Below are 18,865 nucleotides of genomic sequence, written 5' to 3' on the forward strand. Positions count from 1 at the left end.
GTCAGATTAAGTTCAGAGCTTGGGTCTTGTTTTCATTTCTTGAAGCACTAGGGCTCAGCGGAGCCGCTGGCTGATCACCTTCGAGACCCCGTCGCCCTGCATCGAGACGCCGTAGAGGGCGTCCGCGACCTCCATCGTCCGCTTCTGGTGCGTGATGACGATCAGCTGCGAGCTCTCCTGGAGCTCCTCCATGATGCGGATCAGCCGCTGGAGGTTGGTGTCGTCGAGCGCCGCCTCGACCTCGTCCATCACGTAGAACGGGCTGGGCCGCGCCTTGAAGATGGAGACCAGCAGCGCCACGGCCGTCAGCGACCGCTCGCCGCCGGAAAGCAGCGACAGCCGCTTGACCTTCTTGCCCGGCGGACGGGCCTCGACGTCCACGCCGGTGGCCAGCATGTCGTCCGGGTCGGTGAGCACCAGACGGCCCTCGCCGCCGGGGAACAGCCGTGAGAACACCCCCTCGAACTCCCGGGCGGTGTCCCGGTAGGCCTCGGTGAAGACCTGCTCGACCCGCTGGTCGACCTCCTTCACCACTTGAAGGAGGTCGGCACGGGTCTTCCGCAGGTCCCCCAGCTGCTCGCTGAGGAAGCGGTGGCGCTCCTCCAGCGCCGCGAACTCCTCCAGTGCCAGCGGGTTGACCTTGCCGAGCTGCTGGTAGGCCCGCTCGGCCGCCTTGAGCCGCTTCTCCTGCCGGGCCCGGTCGAACGGGCCCGGCCGGTTGCGGGGGTGCTCCGGATCCTCAGGCAACGCCTCGCCCTCGGCCGGCGGGGACGGGGGGACCGGCTGGTCGGGCCCGTACTCCGCCACCAGGGCGACGGGCTCCACGCCCAGCTCCTCCAGCGCCCGCGCCTCCAGCTGCTCGATCCGTAGCCGCTTCTCGGCGCCGAGCACCTCGCCCCGGTGCACGGAGTCGGTCAGCTTGTCGAGCTCGCCCTTGAGGTCGCGGCCCCGGCCGCGGGCCTCGCCGAGCTCCTGCTCGCGCAGCCCCTTGGCGTGCTCGGCGGCCGAACGCTCCACCTCCGCCCGGCCGATCGACACCTCCAGGTGCGCCAGCAGCTGCCGGGCCCCGTCGGCGACGGCCCGGCCCACCTCGGCCTCGTACCGCCGGCGCTGCCGGCGCCGCTCCGCGCGGGCCCGGGCCTCGCGCTCGGCGCGGGCGCCCCGGTCGAGCGCGTCGGCCCGGCCGGCCAGGCCCTTCACCCGCTCCTCGTGCGTACGCAGCTGGAGGCGGGCCTCCATCTCGGTCTGCCGCGCGTTCGCCCCGTCGGCGGAGAGCCGGTCCCGGGCGGAGGTGTCGGGCTCCTCCGCCAGCGGCATCTCCTGCGCGGCCGCGAGCCGTTCCGCGCACTCCTCGACGTCGACCCGCGCGCGTTCGAGCGCCTCCTGGGCGGTGGCCACCGCCCGGGCGGTGCGCTCGGCCTCGCCCAGGGCGCCCTTCGCCTGCCCGGCGAGCCTGCCGAGCTGCTGGGCGGCCCCGGCCCGGGCCCGCTCCCCGGCCCGGCGCCGCTCCGCCAGCTCCTCGGCGCGGGCCGCCGCCCCGGCGCGGTGCCCCCGGGCCGCCTCCTCGGCCGCGGCCAGCTCCCGGCACTCGCCGTCCAGCCGCTCCAGTTCCGCGGCCGCCTCGTCGACGGCGGCCTGCACCTCGATCAGGCTGGGCGCGCCCGCGGAACCGCCGTGCGCGAGGTGGGCGCCGAGCACGTCCCCGTCGGCGGTCACCGCGACCAGGTCCGGCCGCGCGGCCACGACCGCCTCGGCCTCCTCCAGGCTCCCGACCACGACGTGCTCCCGCAGCACCCACGACACGGCCCGCCGTACCTCGTCGTCCCCCCGAACGAGCGAAGCGGCCTCCAGGTACCCGGCCGCGACGGCCACGTCCTGCCCACCCGCCGACGGCTCCACCGCCGCCGGAGCCGCCTCCGGCCCCAGCGGCGTCCGAGGCGCGGGGTCCGGGGCGGAGCCCCGCCCGCGGCGGAGCCGCCCGTCGGCATCGTGGGAAGGGGCCGGGTGGGGGAAGGCATCCGGCCCCTGGGCCTGCCCGGGCAGTCCGGCACCGCCCGGGGCAGAGGGGGCCGCCGGGGCCTGCCCCGGAATCACGGTGGAAGCCACCGGCGCGATCAGGAACGTGGCCCGCCCCGCATCGGTGTCACGCAGGTGCCGGATGGCCCCGGCCGCCGCCCCGGCGGAGGCCACGGCCACCGCATCCGCGGCGGAGCCGAGGGCGGCGGCCACCGCGGCCTCGTACCCCGGCACCACCGACACACGCTCCGCCGCCGGACCCAGCACCCCCGCCAGCCGCTCCCGCACCGCGAGCAGCGCCCCGGTCCCGTCCTTGCGCCGCAGCCCCAGCGCGAGCGCCTCCCGCCGCGCCGACACCGCCGCGCGGGACCGTTCGGCCGAGCCCAGCGCCTCCCGGGCGGCGCCCAGCGCGGCCTCCGCCCCGGCCAGCTCGGCCTTCGCCGCCTCGTACTCCCCCTCCACCGAGGGGTCCTCCAGCCCGCCGACCTCCGCGGCCAGTTCCTCGTACTCCTCCCGGGCCGCCACCGCCCGGCCCTCGGCCTCGTCCCGGGCAGCCACGAGCCGCTCGATCTCCGCCTGCGCCGCGCCCGCCCGCGACCGGGCCGCCCCCAGCCGGCCGGTCAGCCGGGCCAGCTCCTCACGCCGGTCGGCGATGGCCCGCGCGGCCTCCCGCAGCCGCCGCTCCTCCTCCGCGAGGGCCCGCTCCAGCTCGGCCCGGTGCGCGGCGGTGTCCTCCAGGGCCCGCTCGGCCGCCTCCAGCGCGGCGGCCAGCTCCGCCTCCTGCTCCCGGATCCGCGCGGCCTCCCGCTCCAGCTCCTCGGGGTCGCGGCCGCGCCGCTCCTCCTCCACCGGCGCGGACGCGCTCCTGACCCGGGCCTCGGCCAGCGACGCGGTGCCGCGCACCCGCTCGGCGAGCTGCGACAGCTCGTACCAGGTCTGCTGGGCCCGCTGGAGCCGCGGCGCGAGGCGGCGTACCGATTCCTCAAGCTCGGCCTCCCGGCGCAGCGCGTCCGCGAGGTCCCGTTCCGCGGACTCCTTGCGCTCCTTGAGCGCGGCCTCGTCCGCGATCTCCGCGTCCAGCGCTCCCCGCAGCGCCACCAGGTCGTCGGCGAGCAGCCGCAGCTTCGCGTCGCGCAGGTCGGCCTGGATCACGGCCGCCCGGCGGGCCACCGCCGCCTGCCGGCCCAGGGGCTTGAGCTGGCGGCGCAGTTCGTCCGCCAGGTCCTGCACCCGCGCGAGGTTGGCCTGCATCGCGTCGAGTTTGCGCAGCGCCTTCTCCTTGCGCTTGCGGTGCTTCAGTACGCCCGCGGCCTCCTCGATGAAGGCGCGGCGGCCCGTCGGGTCGGCGTGCAGGACGGAGTCGAGCTGTCCCTGCCCGACGATGACGTGCATCTCGCGGCCGATGCCGGAGTCGGAGAGCAGCTCCTGGATGTCGAGGAGCCGGCAGGTGTCACCGTTGATCTGGTATTCGCTGCTGCCACCGCGGAACATGATCCGCGTGATGGTGACCTCGGCGTAGTCGATGGGCAGCGCGCCGTCGGAGTTGTCGATGGTGAGGGAGACCTCGGCCCGTCCCAGCGGCGGCCGTCCCGTGGTGCCCGCGAAGATGACGTCTTCCATCTTCCCGCCGCGCAGGGACTTGGCTCCCTGTTCCCCCATGACCCAGGAGAGCGCGTCCACCACGTTGGACTTGCCGGATCCGTTCGGTCCGACGACGCAGGTGATCCCGGGTTCGAAGCGCAGGGTGGTGGCGGAGGCGAAGGATTTGAAGCCACGCAGGGTCAGGGACTTGAGGTGCACGCCGCCGGACTCTACCTTTCACGTTCGGTTTCACCCATGAAGGTGCAGGGCACATCAGACGTTAAAGGAATCAGCCCCCCACCTGGCCCAATGCACGACGCGCGGGCGGAAAGAAAGAAGGGACGCCGAGGCGTCCCTTGCAGATCATTCGGGGCTGGAGTCGAACGATGAGTGAGCGCGGATCAGGTGAGCGCAGGCTCCGCCTGGGGTACGTCGATCTCGATGCTGTCGAGCAGCGAGTCACCGTGCTGAGCGGCGGCCGCGGTCAGAGCGTCGTTCTCGGACTGGATCCGTCCGAGCTCGGACTCGAGGTCCTGGACGCGCTGCTGAAGCCGTCGCATCTCGGCGAGGAGTCGCGGGTCGGAACCGCCGACGTAACCGAGAAGCGCCTTTGCCATGATGGATGGTCCTCCACACTGAGTGACCGACCGAAGCGGTGTGGGTCGTGAGGGAATCGCACCCGCGGATGTCCGGCAGCGACAGTCAGTCACTGCGCTTACTAGTGCCACCACTGCCAAACAGCTCAGGTGCGCGGGGCTTCCAGCGTCTCACCAAAAAGTTTGACGGTCAACACGATCACGCCCCGTATCGGCGGGCGGCCCGGTCCTCGCAAGGGACGGAGAGATCAACCTCGTCTCCGAGCCTTCCACGGATCCACCGCCGCGGCAACGCGTCGGCGGCGAATGCGCAGATCCGACCGGGTGCGGACGTTCCGGGGATCCGATCAGTCCATGATCAGTCGATTGGTCACCGGATCTCGAAGCCGTCGTAGCCACCGCGCGGTGTGCCCCAGATCTCTGTCACCCCGTCGACCCGTCCGGGCGTGTCGGCGGAGCGGAGCCAGTCCAGCAGCCGGTGGCAATTCTCACGTTGACCTTCCGCCACGACCTGTACCCGGCCGTCGTCGAGGTTGAGCGCGAAGCCGGCCACCCCTCCGATCTCCAGGGCATTGGCCCTGGTGAACCAGCGGAAGCCCACTCCCTGTACACGGCCGCGCACCCAGGCGGTCATGCGCACGTCTTCATCCATGCATGAACGCTAACCGGGCAAACGGTTCCGGAGCCCATCGCCCCCCTTGCCTCATGGGCTACAGTCCCCCACCAATGACTCACCCTTTCGGGTGAGCAAACGTTGATCTTGCAAAGGGAAGGCACGGCACCCATGGGACGCCACCGACTCCACGCCGCACCTCGGAGCGGCGCCAAGCGCACCGCCGTGCGCACCGGGCTGCTCGGCGCGTCCGTGGCCGTGGCCCTCGGCACGGCGGCCGTGACGACCGGGTTCGTCCCCGTCGGCGGCTCCTTCCCCTACGTCGGCACGGGCGCCGGGGAGAAGACGGAGGCCCGGGCCGAGCCCTCCGCCACCGCTTCCCGCAAGCCGGTCGAGCAGCCGAACGGCCTGGCCAACCTGTCGGGCCGGGCCTCCGCCGCCGCGCCGCAGGCCGGCACCTCCCCCTCCGCCTCGCCGTCCCCGTCGGCCTCGCCGTCCCCGTCCGCCTCGCCCTCCCCTTCCGGGTCGCCTGCGGCGTCCCCGTCGCCCGCTGCCTCCACGAAGGCGCCCGAGAAGGCGCCCGAGAAGAGCGCCGCGCCGAAGCCCGCCGCCCCCAAGCCGCCCGCGGCCCCCAAGCCCGCCGCCCCCACGGCCGCCGACGCGCAGTCCGCCGAGGAGGTCGAGGTGCTCGCGCTGGTGAACCAGGAGCGCGCCCAGGCCGGGTGCGTACCGGTCCGGGCGAACCCGCCGCTCGCGGCGCTGGCCGGCGCCTTCAGCAAGGACATGGCCGTACGCGGCTTCTTCGACCACACCGACCCGGACGGGAACTCCCCCTGGCAGCGGGCCCAGAACGCGGGGATCTCCGGCATGGGCGGCGAGAACATCGCGCGCGGCCAGGGCGACGCGAAGTCCGTGATGCAGGCCTGGATGAACAGCCCCGGCCACAAGGCGAACATCCTCAACTGCGAATTCCGCACCCTGGGCGTCGGCGTCCACTTCGGCTCCGGCGGCCCCTGGTGGACCCAGGACTTCGGCTTCTGACGGACCCGGCGGACCCGGCGGACCTGCGCGAACGGGCGGACCACCCGAGGGTGGTCCGCCCGTTCGCGCAGGCGCGGGGGAGGTCAGGCCTGAGCCGCCGCCAGGGCCGCCCGGCCCGCGACGACCACGCGGGCGTGGTCGGCGACGCGCCGGCCCAGGTGCTCGGCGGTGGCGATGTCGGCCTTGTGGACCGCGTCCGGACCCTCGTCGTTGTTGCTCTGGGCGGCAGCGCCGGAGAAGAAGCCGAGGCGGTTCAGGTCGTTCTCGGAGGCCGTGCTGGCGTTCCAGCCCGCCTTCAGGCCCAGGTTGACCCAGCTCATGCCGTGCTGCGCGGCCAGGACCTGGAAGAACTGCAGGGTGTGCTGCTTGTCGCCGCTCTTGGAGCCGGAGTTGGTGAAGCCGGCCGCGACCTTGTCCTGCCAGGCGTCGCCGAACCAGCGCTTGGAGGTGGCCTCGGCGAAGACGTGGAAGGCGCCCGAGGCGGTGCCCATGTAGGTCGGCGAGCCGAAGATGATCGCGTCCGACCCGTCCAGCAGCGCCCACTCGGCGTCGGTGATCTCGTCGACCTTGATCAGGTGGACCGTCGCGCCCGAGTCGGCGGCACCGGTCCGTACGGCCTCGGCGACGACGGCGGTGTGCCCGTAGCCGGAGTGGTAGGCGATGGAGACGACGGGAGCGGGGATGTTCGCGGACATGCTGTTCTCCTCGAAAGCGGCGGGCGGCGCAGGTGCGACCGGGGCGCAGGGCTGCGCTGGATCAAGAGAAGCACTAACTTTCAGAAAGCGCAAGCAGACAGTTAGCGCTGTCCGGGAGTACGCTTGTTCCATGGAGAACCCTGCCTGTACCGAAGCCATCCCGGCCGACCTGCCGTTCGACGTCTTCGCGCGTGCCTGCCCCTCGCGGGAAACCCTGGAGCACGTCACCGGCCGCTGGGGCAGCCTCACCGTGGGTGCGCTCATCGAGGGCCCCTGCCGGTTCAACGAGCTGCGCCGGCGCGTCGAGGGCGTGAGCGAGAAGATGCTCTCCCAGACCCTGCACGCGCTGGAGCGCGACGGGATCGTGCTGCGCGAGGCGCAGCCGACCAATCCGCCCCGCGTCGACTACGAGCTGACCCCCCTCGGGCGCGAGGTCGCCCAGCGCCTGCTCGCCCTGATCCAGCTGCTGGAAGGCAGCATGGACGAGGTGCTCAACGCCCGGGAGACCTACGACGCGGCGCGCGGCGGCCGCTGACAGCGCGGGCAGAAGTAGCTGGACCGGTTCATCCACGCCCGGCGCCGCATCGGGGTGCCGCAGCGGCGGCAGGGCTCGCCCTCGCGGCCGTAGGCGTCGAGCGACCGGTCGAAGTAGCCGGACTCGCCGTTCACGTTGACGTACAGGCTGTCGAAGCTGGTTCCGCCGACGGCGAGCGCGGCGTTCATGACCTCCCGCACGTGGGTGAGGAGTTCCGCGCTCCGGGGGCGGGTGAGGGTGGCGGTGGGGCGCTCGTAGTGCAGCTTCGCGCGCCACAGCGCCTCGTCGGCGTAGATGTTGCCGACCCCGCTGATCAGCGACTGGTCCAGCAGTGCCCGCTTGACGGTGGTGCGCTTGGCGCGCAGCGCCAGGTGGTAGGCCCCTTCGTCGAAGAGGGGGTCCAGCGGGTCGCGGGCGATGTGCGCGATCACGTCCGGCAGCCCCTCGGTGCTGCCGGGGACGGTCTCGTGCAGCGAGAGCCCCCCGAAGGTGCGCTGGTCGACGAAGCGCAGCTCGGTGCCCGTGTCGTCGGCGAAGCGCAGCCGGATCCGCAGGTGCTTCTCGTCGGGGGCGTCGGCGGGCTGCACCAGCAGCTGCCCGCTCATCCCGAGGTGGCCGAGGACGGACAGGTCCCGGCCCTCCAGGGGCAGCCACAGGTACTTCCCGCGCCGCCGCGGCACCCCGATGGTCTGGCCCGCGAGACGCGCCGCGAAGTCGGGCCCGCCCGCCAGGTGCCGGCGTACGGCCCGGGGGTGGAGCACCTCCACGGCCTCGACGGTCCGCCCGGCCACCCAGCGCTCCAGGCCGCGCCGTACCACTTCCACTTCGGGCAGCTCGGGCATGGTGTTCCTCCTGGAAGGGGGCGGGGCGTCGAACAGGAAACCCCGCCGCACCGGGGTGCGACGGGGTCACTGCGTGAAGAAAGCGGTCAGGCGTCCGGCGCCGGGTCGGCGGGCGTCGGCGCCCCGTCGCCCTGTGCCGGCCCGGCGGCGGCAGCGGCTTCCGCCGCCTTCCGTTCGTCCGCGGCGGTGCGGATGCCGCGCCAGGCGGACTCCGCGGCCTGCTGCTCCGCTTCCTTCTTGCTACGGCCGGTACCGGTGCCGTACGAGACACCACCGACGCGGGCGGCAGCCGTGAAGGTCTTCTCGTGGTCCGGTCCCGTCTCGGTGACCAGGTATTCCGGTACGCCGAGGCCCTCAGCCGCCGTGAGCTCCTGGAGACTGGTCTTCCAGTCCAGGCCGGCACCGAGGTTGGAGGACTTCTCGATGAGCGGGTCGAAGAGCCGGTGGACCAGCTCCGAGGCCGCGTCGAGGCCCTGGTCGAGGTAGACCGCGCCGATCACCGCTTCGAGGGTGTCGGCGAGGATGGAGGCCTTGTCCCGGCCACCCGTGCCCTCTTCACCCCGGCCGAGCCGGATGAAGGAGCCGAGTTCGAGGCCGCGCCCGACCTCCGCCAGCGCACGAGAGTTGACCACCGCGGCCCGCAGTTTGGCCAGCTGGCCTTCGGGCAGGTCGGGGTGGGTGGTGTACAGCGTGTCCGTGACCACCAGGCCGAGCACGGAGTCCCCGAGGAACTCCAGGCGTTCGTTGGTGGGCAGACCGCCGTTCTCGTACGCGTACGAACGGTGGGTCAGCGCACGCACCAGAAGGGCGGACTCGAGTTGATACCCGAGCCGCCCTTCCAGAAGCGTGTGGGACGAGGCCGCGTTGTTACTGTCTGCCTGCTTCTCAGCGTTGGACAGCTCAGACATTGCGCCTCTCACCAGCCGCTCAGACCTCGAGGACCTGGCGCTTGTTGTAGGTGCCGCAGCTCGGGCACGCGATGTGCTGGAGCTTCGGCTCCTGGCAACGCTCACACGAAACCAGGGTGGGGACCGCAGCCTTCCACTGCGACCGGCGGTGGCGCGTGTTGCTGCGCGACATCTTCCGCTTCGGAACAGCCACGGCTACTTCTCCTGCTTCTCGGCGGCGCTCTGAACTCCGTCAGACGCAGTGCCGCTCATGTTGTCCTTCTCATCGACCTGATCGGTGACGAGTCCCTGCAATGCCGCCCAACGGATGTCGACGGCGTCGTGGTGGTGCTCCGGATCGTCGTTCAGGCTGAGCCCGCAGTCGGGGCACAGTCCGAGACAGTCCTCCCGGCACACCGGCTGCATGGGCAGTGCGAGCACCACCACATCGCGCAGCACGGGTTCGAGGTCGAACAAGCCGTCCTCGAGCAAGAGCATGTCTTCGTCGTCCTCGGCGTCGTCGGCCGGCTCCGCCTTGGGGCGGCCCCGGTCGTCGGCGTCAGGGTACGAGAACATCTCCTGGAAGTCCGCCTTGAGCTCGCGCTCGACGGTCTCCAGACACCTTACGCACTCCCCCGTCGCCGATGCACGGACGGTGCCTGTGACAAGCACCCCTTCCATGACCGACTCGAGGCGGAGGTTGAGCTTCAGCGGGGCGCCTTCCGGCACTCCGATGACGTCGACGAGACCGAAGTCCGCCGGTGCCGCGATCTCGCGGGACAGCCGCAACATGGCACCAGGACGCCGGCCCAGCTCGTGCGTGTCGAACACGAGGGGGTTTCGGTGGTCGAGGCGGGTGTTCAGGGCCGTTCCTGCTTTCACAGATCGCTGAAGATCAAAGATTCCGCCACTCATGGGCAGCATGGATCGCGACGCATACGCGCGACCGAAGAGCCAGGATACCCGGCGCTTCGCTCTGAGCCCAATCCGGGCCTCAGCGCCCCTGTCCGTACCGGTGCAGCTGATCCAGGTTGATCATGCTCGTGTCGAAGAGGCTGGTCTCGTCGAGCGCCGGCTGCTGGGGGTGCTGCGGCTGCGGCGGCTGCTGGTAGAAGGCGTACGGGTCGGGCTGCTGCGCGTCGTAGTGCGCGGCGTAGTCCGCTCCGGTGGAGCCGGTGCCCGCACCGGGGTACGGATACGGCTGCTGGTAGCCCCCGTAGGGGTCCTGGTACGCGTAGCCGTCCTGCTGGGGGTGCGGGGCGGGCTGCGCGGGGTACGCGGCCGCGTAGGGGTCGTACGCCGGCTCCGGCTGGGCGGGCGCCGGCAGCGGCCCGGGCCCCGGGTCCGCCAGCCCGGCCAGGAACTCCGCGTCGCTCGACGGGCGGGCCCCGTGGGCCCCGGCGGCGTCCTGGGCGGCCATGTGCGCGCCGAGGTCGTCCGCGGGCGCCCGGCCCAGGAGCTTCTGGCGGCCCCGCCCGACGGCCTCCAGGGTCTTGGAGAGCACCGCTTCGAAGGTGGCGAGCTTCTGGTCCACGTACGCGTCCGCCTGCTCGCGCCGGGTCTCCGGGTCGGGGCTGGGCTCGGGGGCGCCGCTGTCGTCGTGACCCCGGTCGTCCGTGCCGGGTCCGCGGCCCAGCAGCTTCTCGCGGCCGCGGTCCACCGAGCCGATGGTCTTGCTGAGCACGACCTCGAAGTTGGCGAGCTTGCTGTCGACGTAGTCGTCGGCCTCGGCCCGGATCTCGGCGGCCTCCCGGCGCGCCTCGGCCAGGATCCGGTCCGCCTCGCCCTGCGAGCGGCGGGCGATCTCGGTGTCGGAGATCAGCGAGCCCCGCTGGGCGTGGGCGGACTCGATGATGCGCTCCGCCTCCCGGCGGGCCTCCTCGACCATCTGCTCGCGCCCGCCGATGAGTTCCCGTGCCTGGGCGAGCGAGCCGGGCAGGGCCTTGCGTACGTCTTCGAGCCGCGCGAGGAGTTCCGCGCGGTTGATCACGCAGGAGGCCGACATCGGCATGGTGCGGGCGCCGCCCACGGCCGCGACGATCTCGTCCAGCTTCTTCTGTACGTCCACGGGGGGCTCGCGCTCTCTCGGCCTAGGACTGACGAGACGACTGTAGGGCCACCGGGAGGACGCGCGGGACGGGCCGGCGAAGCTCGGCCCGTCCCGCCCGGGTCACTTCGCGCGCAGTCGTTCGACCAGCGCCGCGTGGACGTGCGCGGGCAGCAGGTGGGCGACGTCGCCGCCCCAGGTGGCGACCTCCTTGACCAGGGAGGACGACAGGAAGCTGTAGGTGGGGATGGTCGGTACGAACAGGGTCTCGACCCCGGAGAGCCCCATGTTCATCTGGGCCATCTGGAGCTCGTAGTCGAAGTCGCTGACCGCGCGCAGGCCCTTGACGATGGCGGGGATGTCCCGCTGCTTGCAGAAGTCGACGAGCAGGCCGTGGAAGGACTCCACTTCGACGTTGCCGTAGTCGGCGGTCGCCTCGCGGATCATGTCGATCCGCTCCTCGACGGTGAACAGGCCCTGCTTGGACCGGTTGATCATCACGGCGACGTGCACGACGTCGTACAGCCTGGAGGCGCGTCCGATGACGTCGAGGTGTCCGTTGTGGATGGGGTCGAAGGATCCCGGACAGACCGCGCGGCGCAACTGAGCTCCCTCGTTCATGAGTCTTCGCTGGTGGAGGCGGCGCGACCGTACCAAAGGGTGCCTTCGCCGTACTTGCGCGAACGCAGCGGCTCGAAACCCTCCGGCCACGGGAACGGACCGCTCCTCGTGCTGCGCTCCACCGTGACGAGCGCATCGCCGGTGAGCCAGCCATTGGCGCGGAGTGTGAGGAGGATCTCGCCAAGATCGCCGTGCTCGACGGCGTACGGGGGGTCCAGGAAGACGATGTCGTACGGGTCCCCGGGCGCGGCGGCGGCCACGATCTGCTCGGCCTTGCCCGCCCGGAATTCGGCGCCGGGCAGGCCCAGGGTCCTGATGTTGTCCCGGATGGCCTTGGCGGCCTTGGCGTCGGCCTCGACCAGCAGGGTGTGGGCGGCGCCCCGGGAGAGGGCTTCCAGGCCGACGGCGCCGGAGCCGCCGTAGAGGTCGAGCACACGGGAGCCGTCGACGCCGTGCAGGGACTCCCAGGTGGAGAAGAGCCCTTCGCGCATCCGGTCGGAGGTCGGGCGGGTGCCGGTGCCGGGCGGCACGGTCAGCCGCCGCCCGCCGGCCGTGCCGGCGATCACGCGGGTCATCTGGGGTCCTTCTCTGGGGCGGTCGGGGGAGGCTCTGGCCTCCGTTCTGGCCTCCAACGATAGGTCGTGCGCCTCAGCCCTTCTCCAGGTACTGCTCCCGCTCGGCGTCCAGCAGGGCGTCCAGCGCGGTGCGCAGCCCGGGCAGGTGCTCGAGCTCGGGGTCGGCGGTGACGACGCGGGTGGCCTCCTCCCGGGCCTGGGCGATGACCTCCTCGTCCTCGATGACGGCGAGCATGCGCAGCGAGGAGCGGACGCCGGACTGGGCCTGGCCGAGGACGTCGCCCTCGCGGCGCTGTTCCAGGTCGATCCGGGACAGCTCGAAGCCGTCGAGGGTGGCGGCGACGGCGGCGAGCCGGGCTCGGGCGGGGCTGGCCTCGTGCATCTCGCTGACCAGCAGGCACAGGCCCGGGGCGGAGCCGCGGCCGACGCGGCCGCGCAGCTGGTGCAGCTGGGAGACGCCGAAGCGGTCCGCGTCCATGATCACCATGACGGTGGAGTTGGGGACGTTCACGCCGACTTCGATGACGGTGGTGGCGACGAGCACCTTGACCTCGCCGGCGGCGAAGCGGCGCATCACGTCGTCCTTGTCGGCGGGGTCCATCCGCCCGTGCAGGACCTCCACGGACAGTCCGGCGAGGGGTCCCCGGGTGAGCTGTTCGGCGATCTCCAGCACGGCCAGCGGCGGCCGCTTCTCGGCATCGTCCTCGGCGGAGGCCTTCTTCTTCTTGGGGTCGTCCTCACCATCGCCGATCCGGGGGCACACCACGTACGCCTGGTGGCCGTTCTCCACCTCCTCGCGGACCCGCTCCCAGGCCCGGGTGAGGAAGTGCGGCTTGTCCTTGGCGGGCACCACGTGGGTGGCGATCGGGGAGCGGCCGGCGGGCAGCTGGTCGAGGACGGAGGTCTCCAGGTCGCCGAAGACGGTCATCGCGACGGTGCGCGGGATGGGGGTGGCGGTCATGACCAGCAGGTGCGGGGGCTGCTTCCCCTTGGAGCGCAGGGCGTCGCGCTGTTCGACGCCGAAGCGGTGCTGCTCGTCGACGACGACCAGGCCGAGGTCGTGGAACTGCACCTTGTCCTCGATCAGGGCGTGCGTGCCGATGACGATGCCGGCCTCGCCGGTGACCAGGTCGAGCAGGGCCTGGCGGCGGGCGGCGGTGCCCATGGAGCCGGTGAGCAGCACCACCTTGGTGCCCTGGTCGGAGCCGCCGAGCAGGCCGCCCTCGGCGAGTTCGCCCATCATCTCGGTGATCGAGCGGTGGTGCTGCTGGGCGAGCACCTCGGTGGGCGCGAGCATGGCGGCCTGTCCCCCGGAGTCGACGACGGCGAGCATGGCGCGCAGGGCCACCATCGTCTTCCCGGAGCCCACTTCGCCCTGGAGGAGGCGGTGCATGGGGTGGCTGGTGGCGAGGTCGTCGAAGATCTCCTTGGAGACGGTCTGCTGGCCTTCGGTGAGGGTGAAGGGCAGCTTGGCGTCGAAGGAGTCGAGGATGCCGCCGGGGGCGGCGCGGCGGGCGACGGCCGGCAGCTGGGAGTCGGCGTGCCGGCGGCGGGCCAGGGCGACCTGGAGGACGAAGGCCTCGTCCCACTTCAGGCGCTGGCGGGCGTCCTCGATGTCGGCCTTGGTGGCGGGGCGGTGGATCTTGAGGAGGGCCTCGGTGAGCGGGACGAGCCCGCGGCCCTCGCGCAGGGCGGGCGGGAGCGGGTCCACGGCCTCCTGGGCGCTGGGCAGTACCGCGTCCACGCATTTGGCGATCTTCCAGGATTCCAGCTTGGCGCAGGCCGGGTAGATCGGGATCAGCTGGTTGGCGAAGGCGGTGGCGGCGTCCCGGTCGGAGGCCTCGGCGCCCAGGGGCTCGTACGCCGGGTGTGCGAGCTGGAGCTTGTGGTTGAAGCGGGAGACCTTGCCGGCGAACATGGCGCGGCTGCCGGGCAGCAGCTCCTTGTGCGGCTTGTGGACGCCCGCGCCGAAGAAGACCAGCTGGAGGCGGCCGCTGCCGTCGGTGATGGTGACTTCGAGGCGCTTTCCGCCGCCGCGGCCGCCCTGGTAGGTGAGCAGGCGGGCGTCGGCGACCTGGGCGACGACGGTGACGTGCTCGTCGATCTGGTCGGCGAGGTCGGCCAGCGAGGTCAGCTCGCCGCGCTCGGCGTACCGCCGGGGGTAGTGGTGGAGCAGGTCCAGGGCCGTGTGCAGGCCGAGCTGCTCGGCCAGCACCTTGGCGGTGGCGGGGCCGAGGGTCTTCTTGAGGTCTTCGTCGAGCGCGGGCACGTGTTCCATTGCACACCATCGCTGTGACAAGGCCGCTATTCGACTCCGATGAGCAGGGGCGCCGAGTACCGGCCGCCGCGGTAGGTGACGGTGTCGACGGCCAGGTGCGCGTGCTGGACGTACGCCTCCAGGCGGGCGGCCAGAGTGTCCGGGACCTCGGGGCCCAGGACGAGGGTGACCAGCTCGCCGCCGGAGCCGAGCATCCTCTTCAGGACCGCCTCGGCGGTCTCGGGCAGGCCCTCGCCGATGACGGCGACGTCTCCGTCGATGAGCCCGAGGACGTCCCCGGCCTGGCAGATCCCGGCGGAGGTGAAGGACTGCCGTTCGGCGACGGCCAGTTCCCCGTAGCGGGTGGCGCCGGCGGCCGCGGTCATGGCGACCACGTCCTCGTCGAAGCTGCCGTCCGGGTCGTGCACGGCGAGGGCGGCCAGGCCCTGGACCGCGGACCGGGTGGGGATCACGGCGACCCGTACCCCTTCGGCGCGGGCCTGTTCGGCGGCGGCCGCGGCGGCGGCGCGCAGCTCGGGGCAGCCGGGCAGCAGGACCACCTCGCGGGCGTGGGCCCGGCGGACGGCGTCGAGCAGCTCGGCGGTGGCGGGCTGCTCCCCGGGGCGGGCCAGCACGGTGGTGGCGCCGGCCTCCCCGCACAGGGCGGCCAGGCCCTCGCCCTGGACGACGGCGACCACGGCCCGCTGGGCCCGGGGGGCGGCCGCGCGGCGGCGCTGGTCGCCGAAGTGGGTGATGCGGATCCGGTGCGGCCGGCCGGCTTCCACCCCGGCCTCGACGGCCGCGCCGGGGTCGTCGACGTGCACGTGGACGTTCCACAGCCCGTCGCCGCCGACCACCACCAGGGAGTCGCCGAGCAGGTCGAGGCCGGAGCGGAGCCCGGCGACGGCCTCGTCGGAGGCCTCCAGCAGGTAGACGACCTCGTACGCGGGGCCGCCCTGCTCCTGCCCGCAGGGCTCCGGGTCCAGCACCACGGGTACGGGCACGGCGGGGCCGCGTACCGGTTCGGGGGCGGGTTCCTGGCCGGACAGCGCCTGCCACAGGGCCCCGAGTACGGCGACCAGTCCGCAGCCCCCGGCGTCGACCACTCCGGCCTTCCCGAGAGCGGGAAGCTGCCCCGGGGTCTCGGCGAGGGCCGCGCGGGCCCCGTCGTAGGCGGCGCGGGCGACCTCGGCGGCGGTGGCGGCCGGGGTCCCGGCGGCGGCTCCGGCCCGGGCGGCGGCGCCGGCGACGGTGAGCATGGTGCCCTCGACGGGGTGCGCGACGGCCCGGTAGGCCTCCTCGGCGGCGCGGGTCAGGGCCTGCGCGAGCAGCGGGCCCGGGGCGGGGGCGGCGGGGCCGGCCGGGTCCGCGGGTTCGGCGCCGAGGACGTCGGCGACCCCGCGCAGCAGCTGGGCGAGGATGGTCCCGGAGTTGCCCCGGGCGCCTATGAGGGCGCCGTGCGCGTAGGCCCGTACGGCCTCGGCGAGGGAGGCGGGGGCGGCTGTGGGGTCCGTCACGCCCGCGAGGGACTCGTCGAGGGCGCGGCCGGCGGCCTCGGCGGTGAGGTAGAGGTTGGTTCCGGTGTCGGCGTCCGCGACCGGGTAGACGTTGATCGCGTCGATGTCCTCGCGGGCCCGGCCCAGTGCGGCCAGGGCCAGCGAGCTCCAGGTGCGCACCGCTTCGGCGTCGAGGGTGTGCGGGCCAGGCTCGTGCGCCACCGGGCGTTCCTCCTTGTGCGGGCCAGGGTTCACCGCAGGGTAACGAAGGGAGCCCTCCGCTCGGGGGCCCTGGGGCGGAGACGGGCCCCGTCATGGTAGTTTTCTCGGACCCAAGCAGTCGTTGTATGCTGCTCAGGTTGCCCGTCGAGAGTCGGGTCATTCGTCCGGCAAGCCACTTCAGATCTCTGATTCCGGTGCGCCGGATTCCACCGTAATTGCATCTGAAGTCTTGGAGTGACCTGTGGCTGCCAACTGCGACGTTTGCGCCAAGGGGCCGAGCTTCGGCAACAACATCTCCCACTCGCACCGCCGCACCTCGCGTCGCTGGAACCCGAACATCCAGCGCGTCCGTGCCGTGGTCAATGGGACGCCGAAGCGCCTCAACGCCTGCACCTCGTGCATCAAGGCCGGCAAGGTCTCGCGCTGACGCCTCCCGTCGTCGTAGCGCAGCCCTTTCCGGTTGCCAAGAAGGCCGGTTCACCTCTGGTGAACCGGCCTTTTGCCTTGTCCGGGGCGACGCGGGCCACCTCCTGACGTCAGGAGGTGGCCCGCGTCCGGTTCAGCGCCACCGCCAGGCGTGGTCCACCGGGCCGATGCCGCCGCCGAGCGCGAAGCCGGCGGCGATGGCGCCGGTGACGTACTCCTTGGCGGCCGTGACGGCCTCCGGCACGTCCAGGCCCTTGGCGAGGCCCGCGGCGATCGCGCTGGCGAGCGTGCAGCCGGTGCCGTGGGTGTGCCGGTTGTCGTGCCGGGGCGCCCGCAGCCACAGTTCCCGGGAGCCGTCGCTCAGCAGGTCCACGGCCTGGTCGCCGTGGGCCGCGAGGTGGCCGCCCTTGATCAGCGCCCAGCGGGGTCCGTAGCCGAGGACCGCGTCGGCGGCCCGCCGCATGTCGTCCTCGGTCTCGACGGCCAGCCCGGTGAGCTGGGCCACCTCGTCCAGGTTCGGGGTGGCGACCGTGGCCCTGGGCAGCAGCTCCTGGCGTACGGCGTCCAGCGCCGAGGCGGCGAGCAGCGCGTCCCCGTGCTTGGAGACCCCGACGGGGTCCACCACGGCCGGGGCGGGGGTGCCGGCCAGCAGCTCGGCCACCGTCTCCACGAGTACGGCGGAGGACAGCATCCCGGTCTTGACCGCGTGCACGCCGATGTCGTCGACCACGGCCCGGTACTGGGCCGTGACGGCCTCGGCGGGCAGCTCCCAGGCCCCCTTCACGCCGAGGGAGTTCTGGGCGGTCACGGCGGTGACCACGCTCATGCCGTGCACGCCGAGCGCCAGCATGGTCTTGAGGTCGGCCTGGATGCCCGCGCCGCCGCCGGAGTCGGATCCGGCGACGGTCAGGCACAGCGGCGGTGCGGCGCCGGCGACGCTCACGCGGTCTCGCCGTCGGCCGGGTCGGCGCCGAAGTGGTCCCAGCCGCCGGTGCTGGTCCACGGGGCGCCGTCCACGGTCACCTGGGGCAGGGCGGAGCGGTGCTGGACCGACCCGATGACCTTCCAGCGGGCCGGGAGCTTCACGTCGGGCGGGAAGGTCGCCACGATGGCGTGGTCCTCTCCCCCGGTGAGCACCCACTGGAGCGGGTCCACGCCGACGGCCTGGCCGATGTCGTGCATCTGGGTGGGGATGTCCACGGCGCCCGAGCGCAGGTCGATGCGGACCTTGCTGGCCTCGGCGATGTGCCCGAGGTCGGCGATCAGACCGTCGCTGACGTCGGTCATGGCGGTGGCGCCGAGCCCGGCGGCCGCGGGGCCGGCGTGGTAGGGCGGCTCGGGGCGCCGGTGGGCCTCGACGAAGGCCCGGGGGGAGCGGAAGCCGCGCGAGAGCACCGCGTAGCCGGCCGCGGACCAGCCGAGCCAGCCGGTGACGGCCACGACGTCGCCGGGCTGGGCGCCGGAGCGCAGCACGGGCTCGTGGTTGCGCAGGTCCCCGAGGGCGGTGATGGAGACGGTGATGGTGTCGCCGCGTACGACGTCCCCGCCGACCACCGCCGCGCCCGCGACCTGGCATTCGTCGCGGATGCCGTCCATCAGCTCGGTGGGCCAGGTGACCGGCAGCTCGGCCGGGACGACGAGGCCGAGCAGCAGCGCGGTGGGCACGGCGCCCATGGCCGCGATGTCGGCCAGGTTCTGCGCGGCGGCCTTGCGGCCGACGTCGTAGGCGGTGGACCAGTCGCGGCGGAAGTGCCGGCCTTCCAGCAGGATGTCCGTGCTCGCCACGACCCGCCGGTCGGGGGCCGACACCACCGCGGCGTCGTCCCCGGGTCCGAGCCGGACCGCCGGGGTGGTGGTGAGCCGTGAGGTGAGCTCCCGAATGAGCCCGAACTCCCCCAGCTCGCCCACAGTGCCCTTCATCGCTGTGCCCCTTCTTGGCAAGTCCGCTTGCGGTCGCGAGCCGTCACAGCTCTGGGTACCGTCAACAGATACGTCAACTTCTGCTCTGCGTACGCCCCGCTGTGCGTGGCGCCGGACCCCCGGGTCTCCCCGTGGCATGCGGCGACGCGGTACCGTGGCGTCCCTTCTTCCCCGGGCCCGCCCGATGTCCCCGGGCCCATCCGAAGGTTAGGGGAAATGATCCTCGTGGCCGCCCTGGAGGTTCCGTGGTACAGGCGTACATCCTCATCCAGACCGAGGTGGGCAAGGCGTCGGTCGTCGCCGAGTCCATCTCCAAGATCGCGGGGGTGATCCAGGCCGAGGACGTGACGGGGCCGTACGACGTGATCGTGCGCGCCCAGGCCGACACCGTCGACGATCTCGGCCGCATGGTGGTCGCCAAGGTCCAGCAGGTGGAGGGGATCACCCGCACCCTGACCTGCCCGGTGGTCCATCTGTAGCCCCCGTCTAGTCTTG

General features: G+C 72.8%; 19 protein-coding genes. 4 read left to right on the forward strand and 15 right to left on the reverse strand.

Going from position 1 to position 18,865, the window contains the following annotated elements; translation table 11 throughout:
• Nucleotides 1-54: 54 nt before the first annotated feature.
• The 3 genes from ACZ518_RS00795 to ACZ518_RS00805 all read right to left on the reverse strand — a co-directional run bounded on the left by ACZ518_RS00795 (nucleotide 55) and on the right by ACZ518_RS00805 (nucleotide 4,845).
• Nucleotides 55-3,816, reverse strand: a complete 3,762-nt coding sequence (locus ACZ518_RS00795; protein ID WP_469110906.1) for an AAA family ATPase — start codon at nucleotides 3,814-3,816, stop codon at nucleotides 55-57.
• A gap of 182 nt (nucleotides 3,817-3,998) precedes the next feature.
• Nucleotides 3,999-4,214, reverse strand: coding sequence for a hypothetical protein (locus ACZ518_RS00800; RefSeq protein ID WP_362457577.1), 216 nt, complete (start codon nucleotides 4,212-4,214; stop codon nucleotides 3,999-4,001).
• Nucleotides 4,215-4,563: 349 nt separating this feature from the next.
• Nucleotides 4,564-4,845 (reverse strand): acylphosphatase, encoded by a 282-nt coding sequence (locus ACZ518_RS00805; protein ID WP_469110907.1) that lies wholly within the window; start codon nucleotides 4,843-4,845, stop codon nucleotides 4,564-4,566.
• 132 nt (nucleotides 4,846-4,977) lie between these two features.
• Between ACZ518_RS00805 and ACZ518_RS00810 the strand changes: the two genes are divergently transcribed.
• Nucleotides 4,978-5,847, forward strand: coding sequence for a CAP domain-containing protein (locus ACZ518_RS00810; RefSeq protein ID WP_469110908.1), 870 nt, complete (start codon nucleotides 4,978-4,980; stop codon nucleotides 5,845-5,847).
• A gap of 83 nt (nucleotides 5,848-5,930) precedes the next feature.
• Here ACZ518_RS00810 and ACZ518_RS00815 read toward each other — a convergent pair whose 3' ends face one another.
• Entirely contained in the window at nucleotides 5,931-6,530 is a 600-nt protein-coding gene (locus ACZ518_RS00815; protein WP_469111649.1) for a flavodoxin family protein, read from the reverse strand.
• Nucleotides 6,531-6,672: 142 nt separating this feature from the next.
• Between ACZ518_RS00815 and ACZ518_RS00820 the strand changes: the two genes are divergently transcribed.
• Nucleotides 6,673-7,077, forward strand: coding sequence for a winged helix-turn-helix transcriptional regulator (locus tag ACZ518_RS00820; protein ID WP_469110909.1), 405 nt, complete (start codon nucleotides 6,673-6,675; stop codon nucleotides 7,075-7,077).
• Here the strand turns inward: ACZ518_RS00820 and mutM are convergent.
• The 9 genes from mutM to ACZ518_RS00865 form a co-directional block, all read right to left on the reverse strand.
• Complete coding sequence (mutM, locus tag ACZ518_RS00825; protein ID WP_469110910.1) at nucleotides 7,050-7,919, reverse strand: bifunctional DNA-formamidopyrimidine glycosylase/DNA-(apurinic or apyrimidinic site) lyase; 870 nt, start codon at nucleotides 7,917-7,919, stop codon at nucleotides 7,050-7,052. The two genes, ACZ518_RS00820 and mutM, sit on opposite strands and share 28 nt — an antisense overlap.
• Nucleotides 7,920-8,005: 86 nt before the next feature.
• Nucleotides 8,006-8,827 (reverse strand): ribonuclease III, encoded by an 822-nt coding sequence (gene rnc / locus ACZ518_RS00830; RefSeq protein WP_469110911.1) that lies wholly within the window; start codon nucleotides 8,825-8,827, stop codon nucleotides 8,006-8,008.
• Nucleotides 8,828-8,846: 19 nt separating this feature from the next.
• Nucleotides 8,847-9,020, reverse strand: coding sequence for a 50S ribosomal protein L32 (gene rpmF, locus ACZ518_RS00835; RefSeq protein ID WP_003965982.1), 174 nt, complete (start codon nucleotides 9,018-9,020; stop codon nucleotides 8,847-8,849).
• A gap of 2 nt (nucleotides 9,021-9,022) precedes the next feature.
• Nucleotides 9,023-9,721: a YceD family protein gene (locus tag ACZ518_RS00840; protein ID WP_469110912.1), complete on the reverse strand. Its 699-nt coding sequence runs from the start codon at nucleotides 9,719-9,721 to the stop codon at nucleotides 9,023-9,025.
• Nucleotides 9,722-9,800: 79 nt separating this feature from the next.
• Nucleotides 9,801-10,874, reverse strand: a complete 1,074-nt coding sequence (locus tag ACZ518_RS00845) for a DivIVA domain-containing protein (RefSeq protein ID WP_469110913.1) — start codon at nucleotides 10,872-10,874, stop codon at nucleotides 9,801-9,803.
• Between the two features lie 102 nt (nucleotides 10,875-10,976).
• Entirely contained in the window at nucleotides 10,977-11,456 is a 480-nt protein-coding gene (gene coaD, locus ACZ518_RS00850) for a pantetheine-phosphate adenylyltransferase (RefSeq protein WP_469111650.1), read from the reverse strand.
• 14 nt (nucleotides 11,457-11,470) lie between these two features.
• Nucleotides 11,471-12,049: a 16S rRNA (guanine(966)-N(2))-methyltransferase RsmD gene (gene rsmD, locus ACZ518_RS00855; protein ID WP_469110914.1), complete on the reverse strand. Its 579-nt coding sequence runs from the start codon at nucleotides 12,047-12,049 to the stop codon at nucleotides 11,471-11,473.
• A 73-nt stretch (nucleotides 12,050-12,122) separates the two neighbouring features.
• The gene (gene recG / locus ACZ518_RS00860) at nucleotides 12,123-14,327 is read right to left on the reverse strand and encodes an ATP-dependent DNA helicase RecG (RefSeq protein ID WP_469110915.1); all 2,205 of its coding nucleotides are present in this window, start codon (nucleotides 14,325-14,327) and stop codon (nucleotides 12,123-12,125) included.
• A 26-nt stretch (nucleotides 14,328-14,353) separates the two neighbouring features.
• Nucleotides 14,354-16,024, reverse strand: a complete 1,671-nt coding sequence (locus tag ACZ518_RS00865) for a DAK2 domain-containing protein (protein WP_469110916.1) — start codon at nucleotides 16,022-16,024, stop codon at nucleotides 14,354-14,356.
• Nucleotides 16,025-16,265: 241 nt separating this feature from the next.
• Between ACZ518_RS00865 and rpmB the strand changes: the two genes are divergently transcribed.
• Nucleotides 16,266-16,451, forward strand: a complete 186-nt coding sequence (gene rpmB / locus ACZ518_RS00870) for a 50S ribosomal protein L28 (protein WP_007266795.1) — start codon at nucleotides 16,266-16,268, stop codon at nucleotides 16,449-16,451.
• Between the two features lie 132 nt (nucleotides 16,452-16,583).
• On the opposite strand, the gene thiD is transcribed toward rpmB, so the two are convergent.
• Nucleotides 16,584-17,393, reverse strand: coding sequence for a bifunctional hydroxymethylpyrimidine kinase/phosphomethylpyrimidine kinase (thiD, locus tag ACZ518_RS00875; protein ID WP_469110917.1), 810 nt, complete (start codon nucleotides 17,391-17,393; stop codon nucleotides 16,584-16,586).
• Complete coding sequence (locus tag ACZ518_RS00880) at nucleotides 17,390-18,370, reverse strand: thiamine-phosphate kinase (RefSeq protein WP_469110918.1); 981 nt, start codon at nucleotides 18,368-18,370, stop codon at nucleotides 17,390-17,392. Before ACZ518_RS00880 ends, thiD begins: the two co-directional genes overlap by 4 nt.
• Nucleotides 18,371-18,615: 245 nt before the next feature.
• Between ACZ518_RS00880 and ACZ518_RS00885 the strand changes: the two genes are divergently transcribed.
• Nucleotides 18,616-18,849 (forward strand): Lrp/AsnC ligand binding domain-containing protein, encoded by a 234-nt coding sequence (locus ACZ518_RS00885; protein ID WP_007266792.1) that lies wholly within the window; start codon nucleotides 18,616-18,618, stop codon nucleotides 18,847-18,849.
• Nucleotides 18,850-18,865: the final 16 nt, after the last annotated feature.

The organism is Streptomyces sp. NPDC033966, from assembly GCF_055575955.1.

Bases quoted from the DNA above. Each gene is read 5' to 3' on its own strand.
- ACZ518_RS00800 (WP_362457577.1), bottom strand. From the start codon at position 4,214: ATGGCAAAGGCGCTTCTCGGTTACGTCGGCGGTTCCGACCCGCGACTC.
- ACZ518_RS00805 (WP_469110907.1), bottom strand. From the start codon at position 4,845: ATGGATGAAGACGTGCGCATGACCGCCTGGGTGCGCGGCCGTGTACAG.
- ACZ518_RS00810 (WP_469110908.1), top strand. From the start codon at position 4,978: ATGGGACGCCACCGACTCCACGCCGCACCTCGGAGCGGCGCCAAGCGC.
- ACZ518_RS00820 (WP_469110909.1), top strand. From the start codon at position 6,673: ATGGAGAACCCTGCCTGTACCGAAGCCATCCCGGCCGACCTGCCGTTC.
- mutM (WP_469110910.1), bottom strand. From the start codon at position 7,919: ATGCCCGAGCTGCCCGAAGTGGAAGTGGTACGGCGCGGCCTGGAGCGC.
- rnc (WP_469110911.1), bottom strand. From the start codon at position 8,827: ATGTCTGAGCTGTCCAACGCTGAGAAGCAGGCAGACAGTAACAACGCG.
- ACZ518_RS00840 (WP_469110912.1), bottom strand. From the start codon at position 9,721: ATGAGTGGCGGAATCTTTGATCTTCAGCGATCTGTGAAAGCAGGAACG.
- rsmD (WP_469110914.1), bottom strand. From the start codon at position 12,049: ATGACCCGCGTGATCGCCGGCACGGCCGGCGGGCGGCGGCTGACCGTG.
- recG (WP_469110915.1), bottom strand. From the start codon at position 14,327: ATGGAACACGTGCCCGCGCTCGACGAAGACCTCAAGAAGACCCTCGGC.
- ACZ518_RS00880 (WP_469110918.1), bottom strand. From the start codon at position 18,370: ATGAAGGGCACTGTGGGCGAGCTGGGGGAGTTCGGGCTCATTCGGGAG.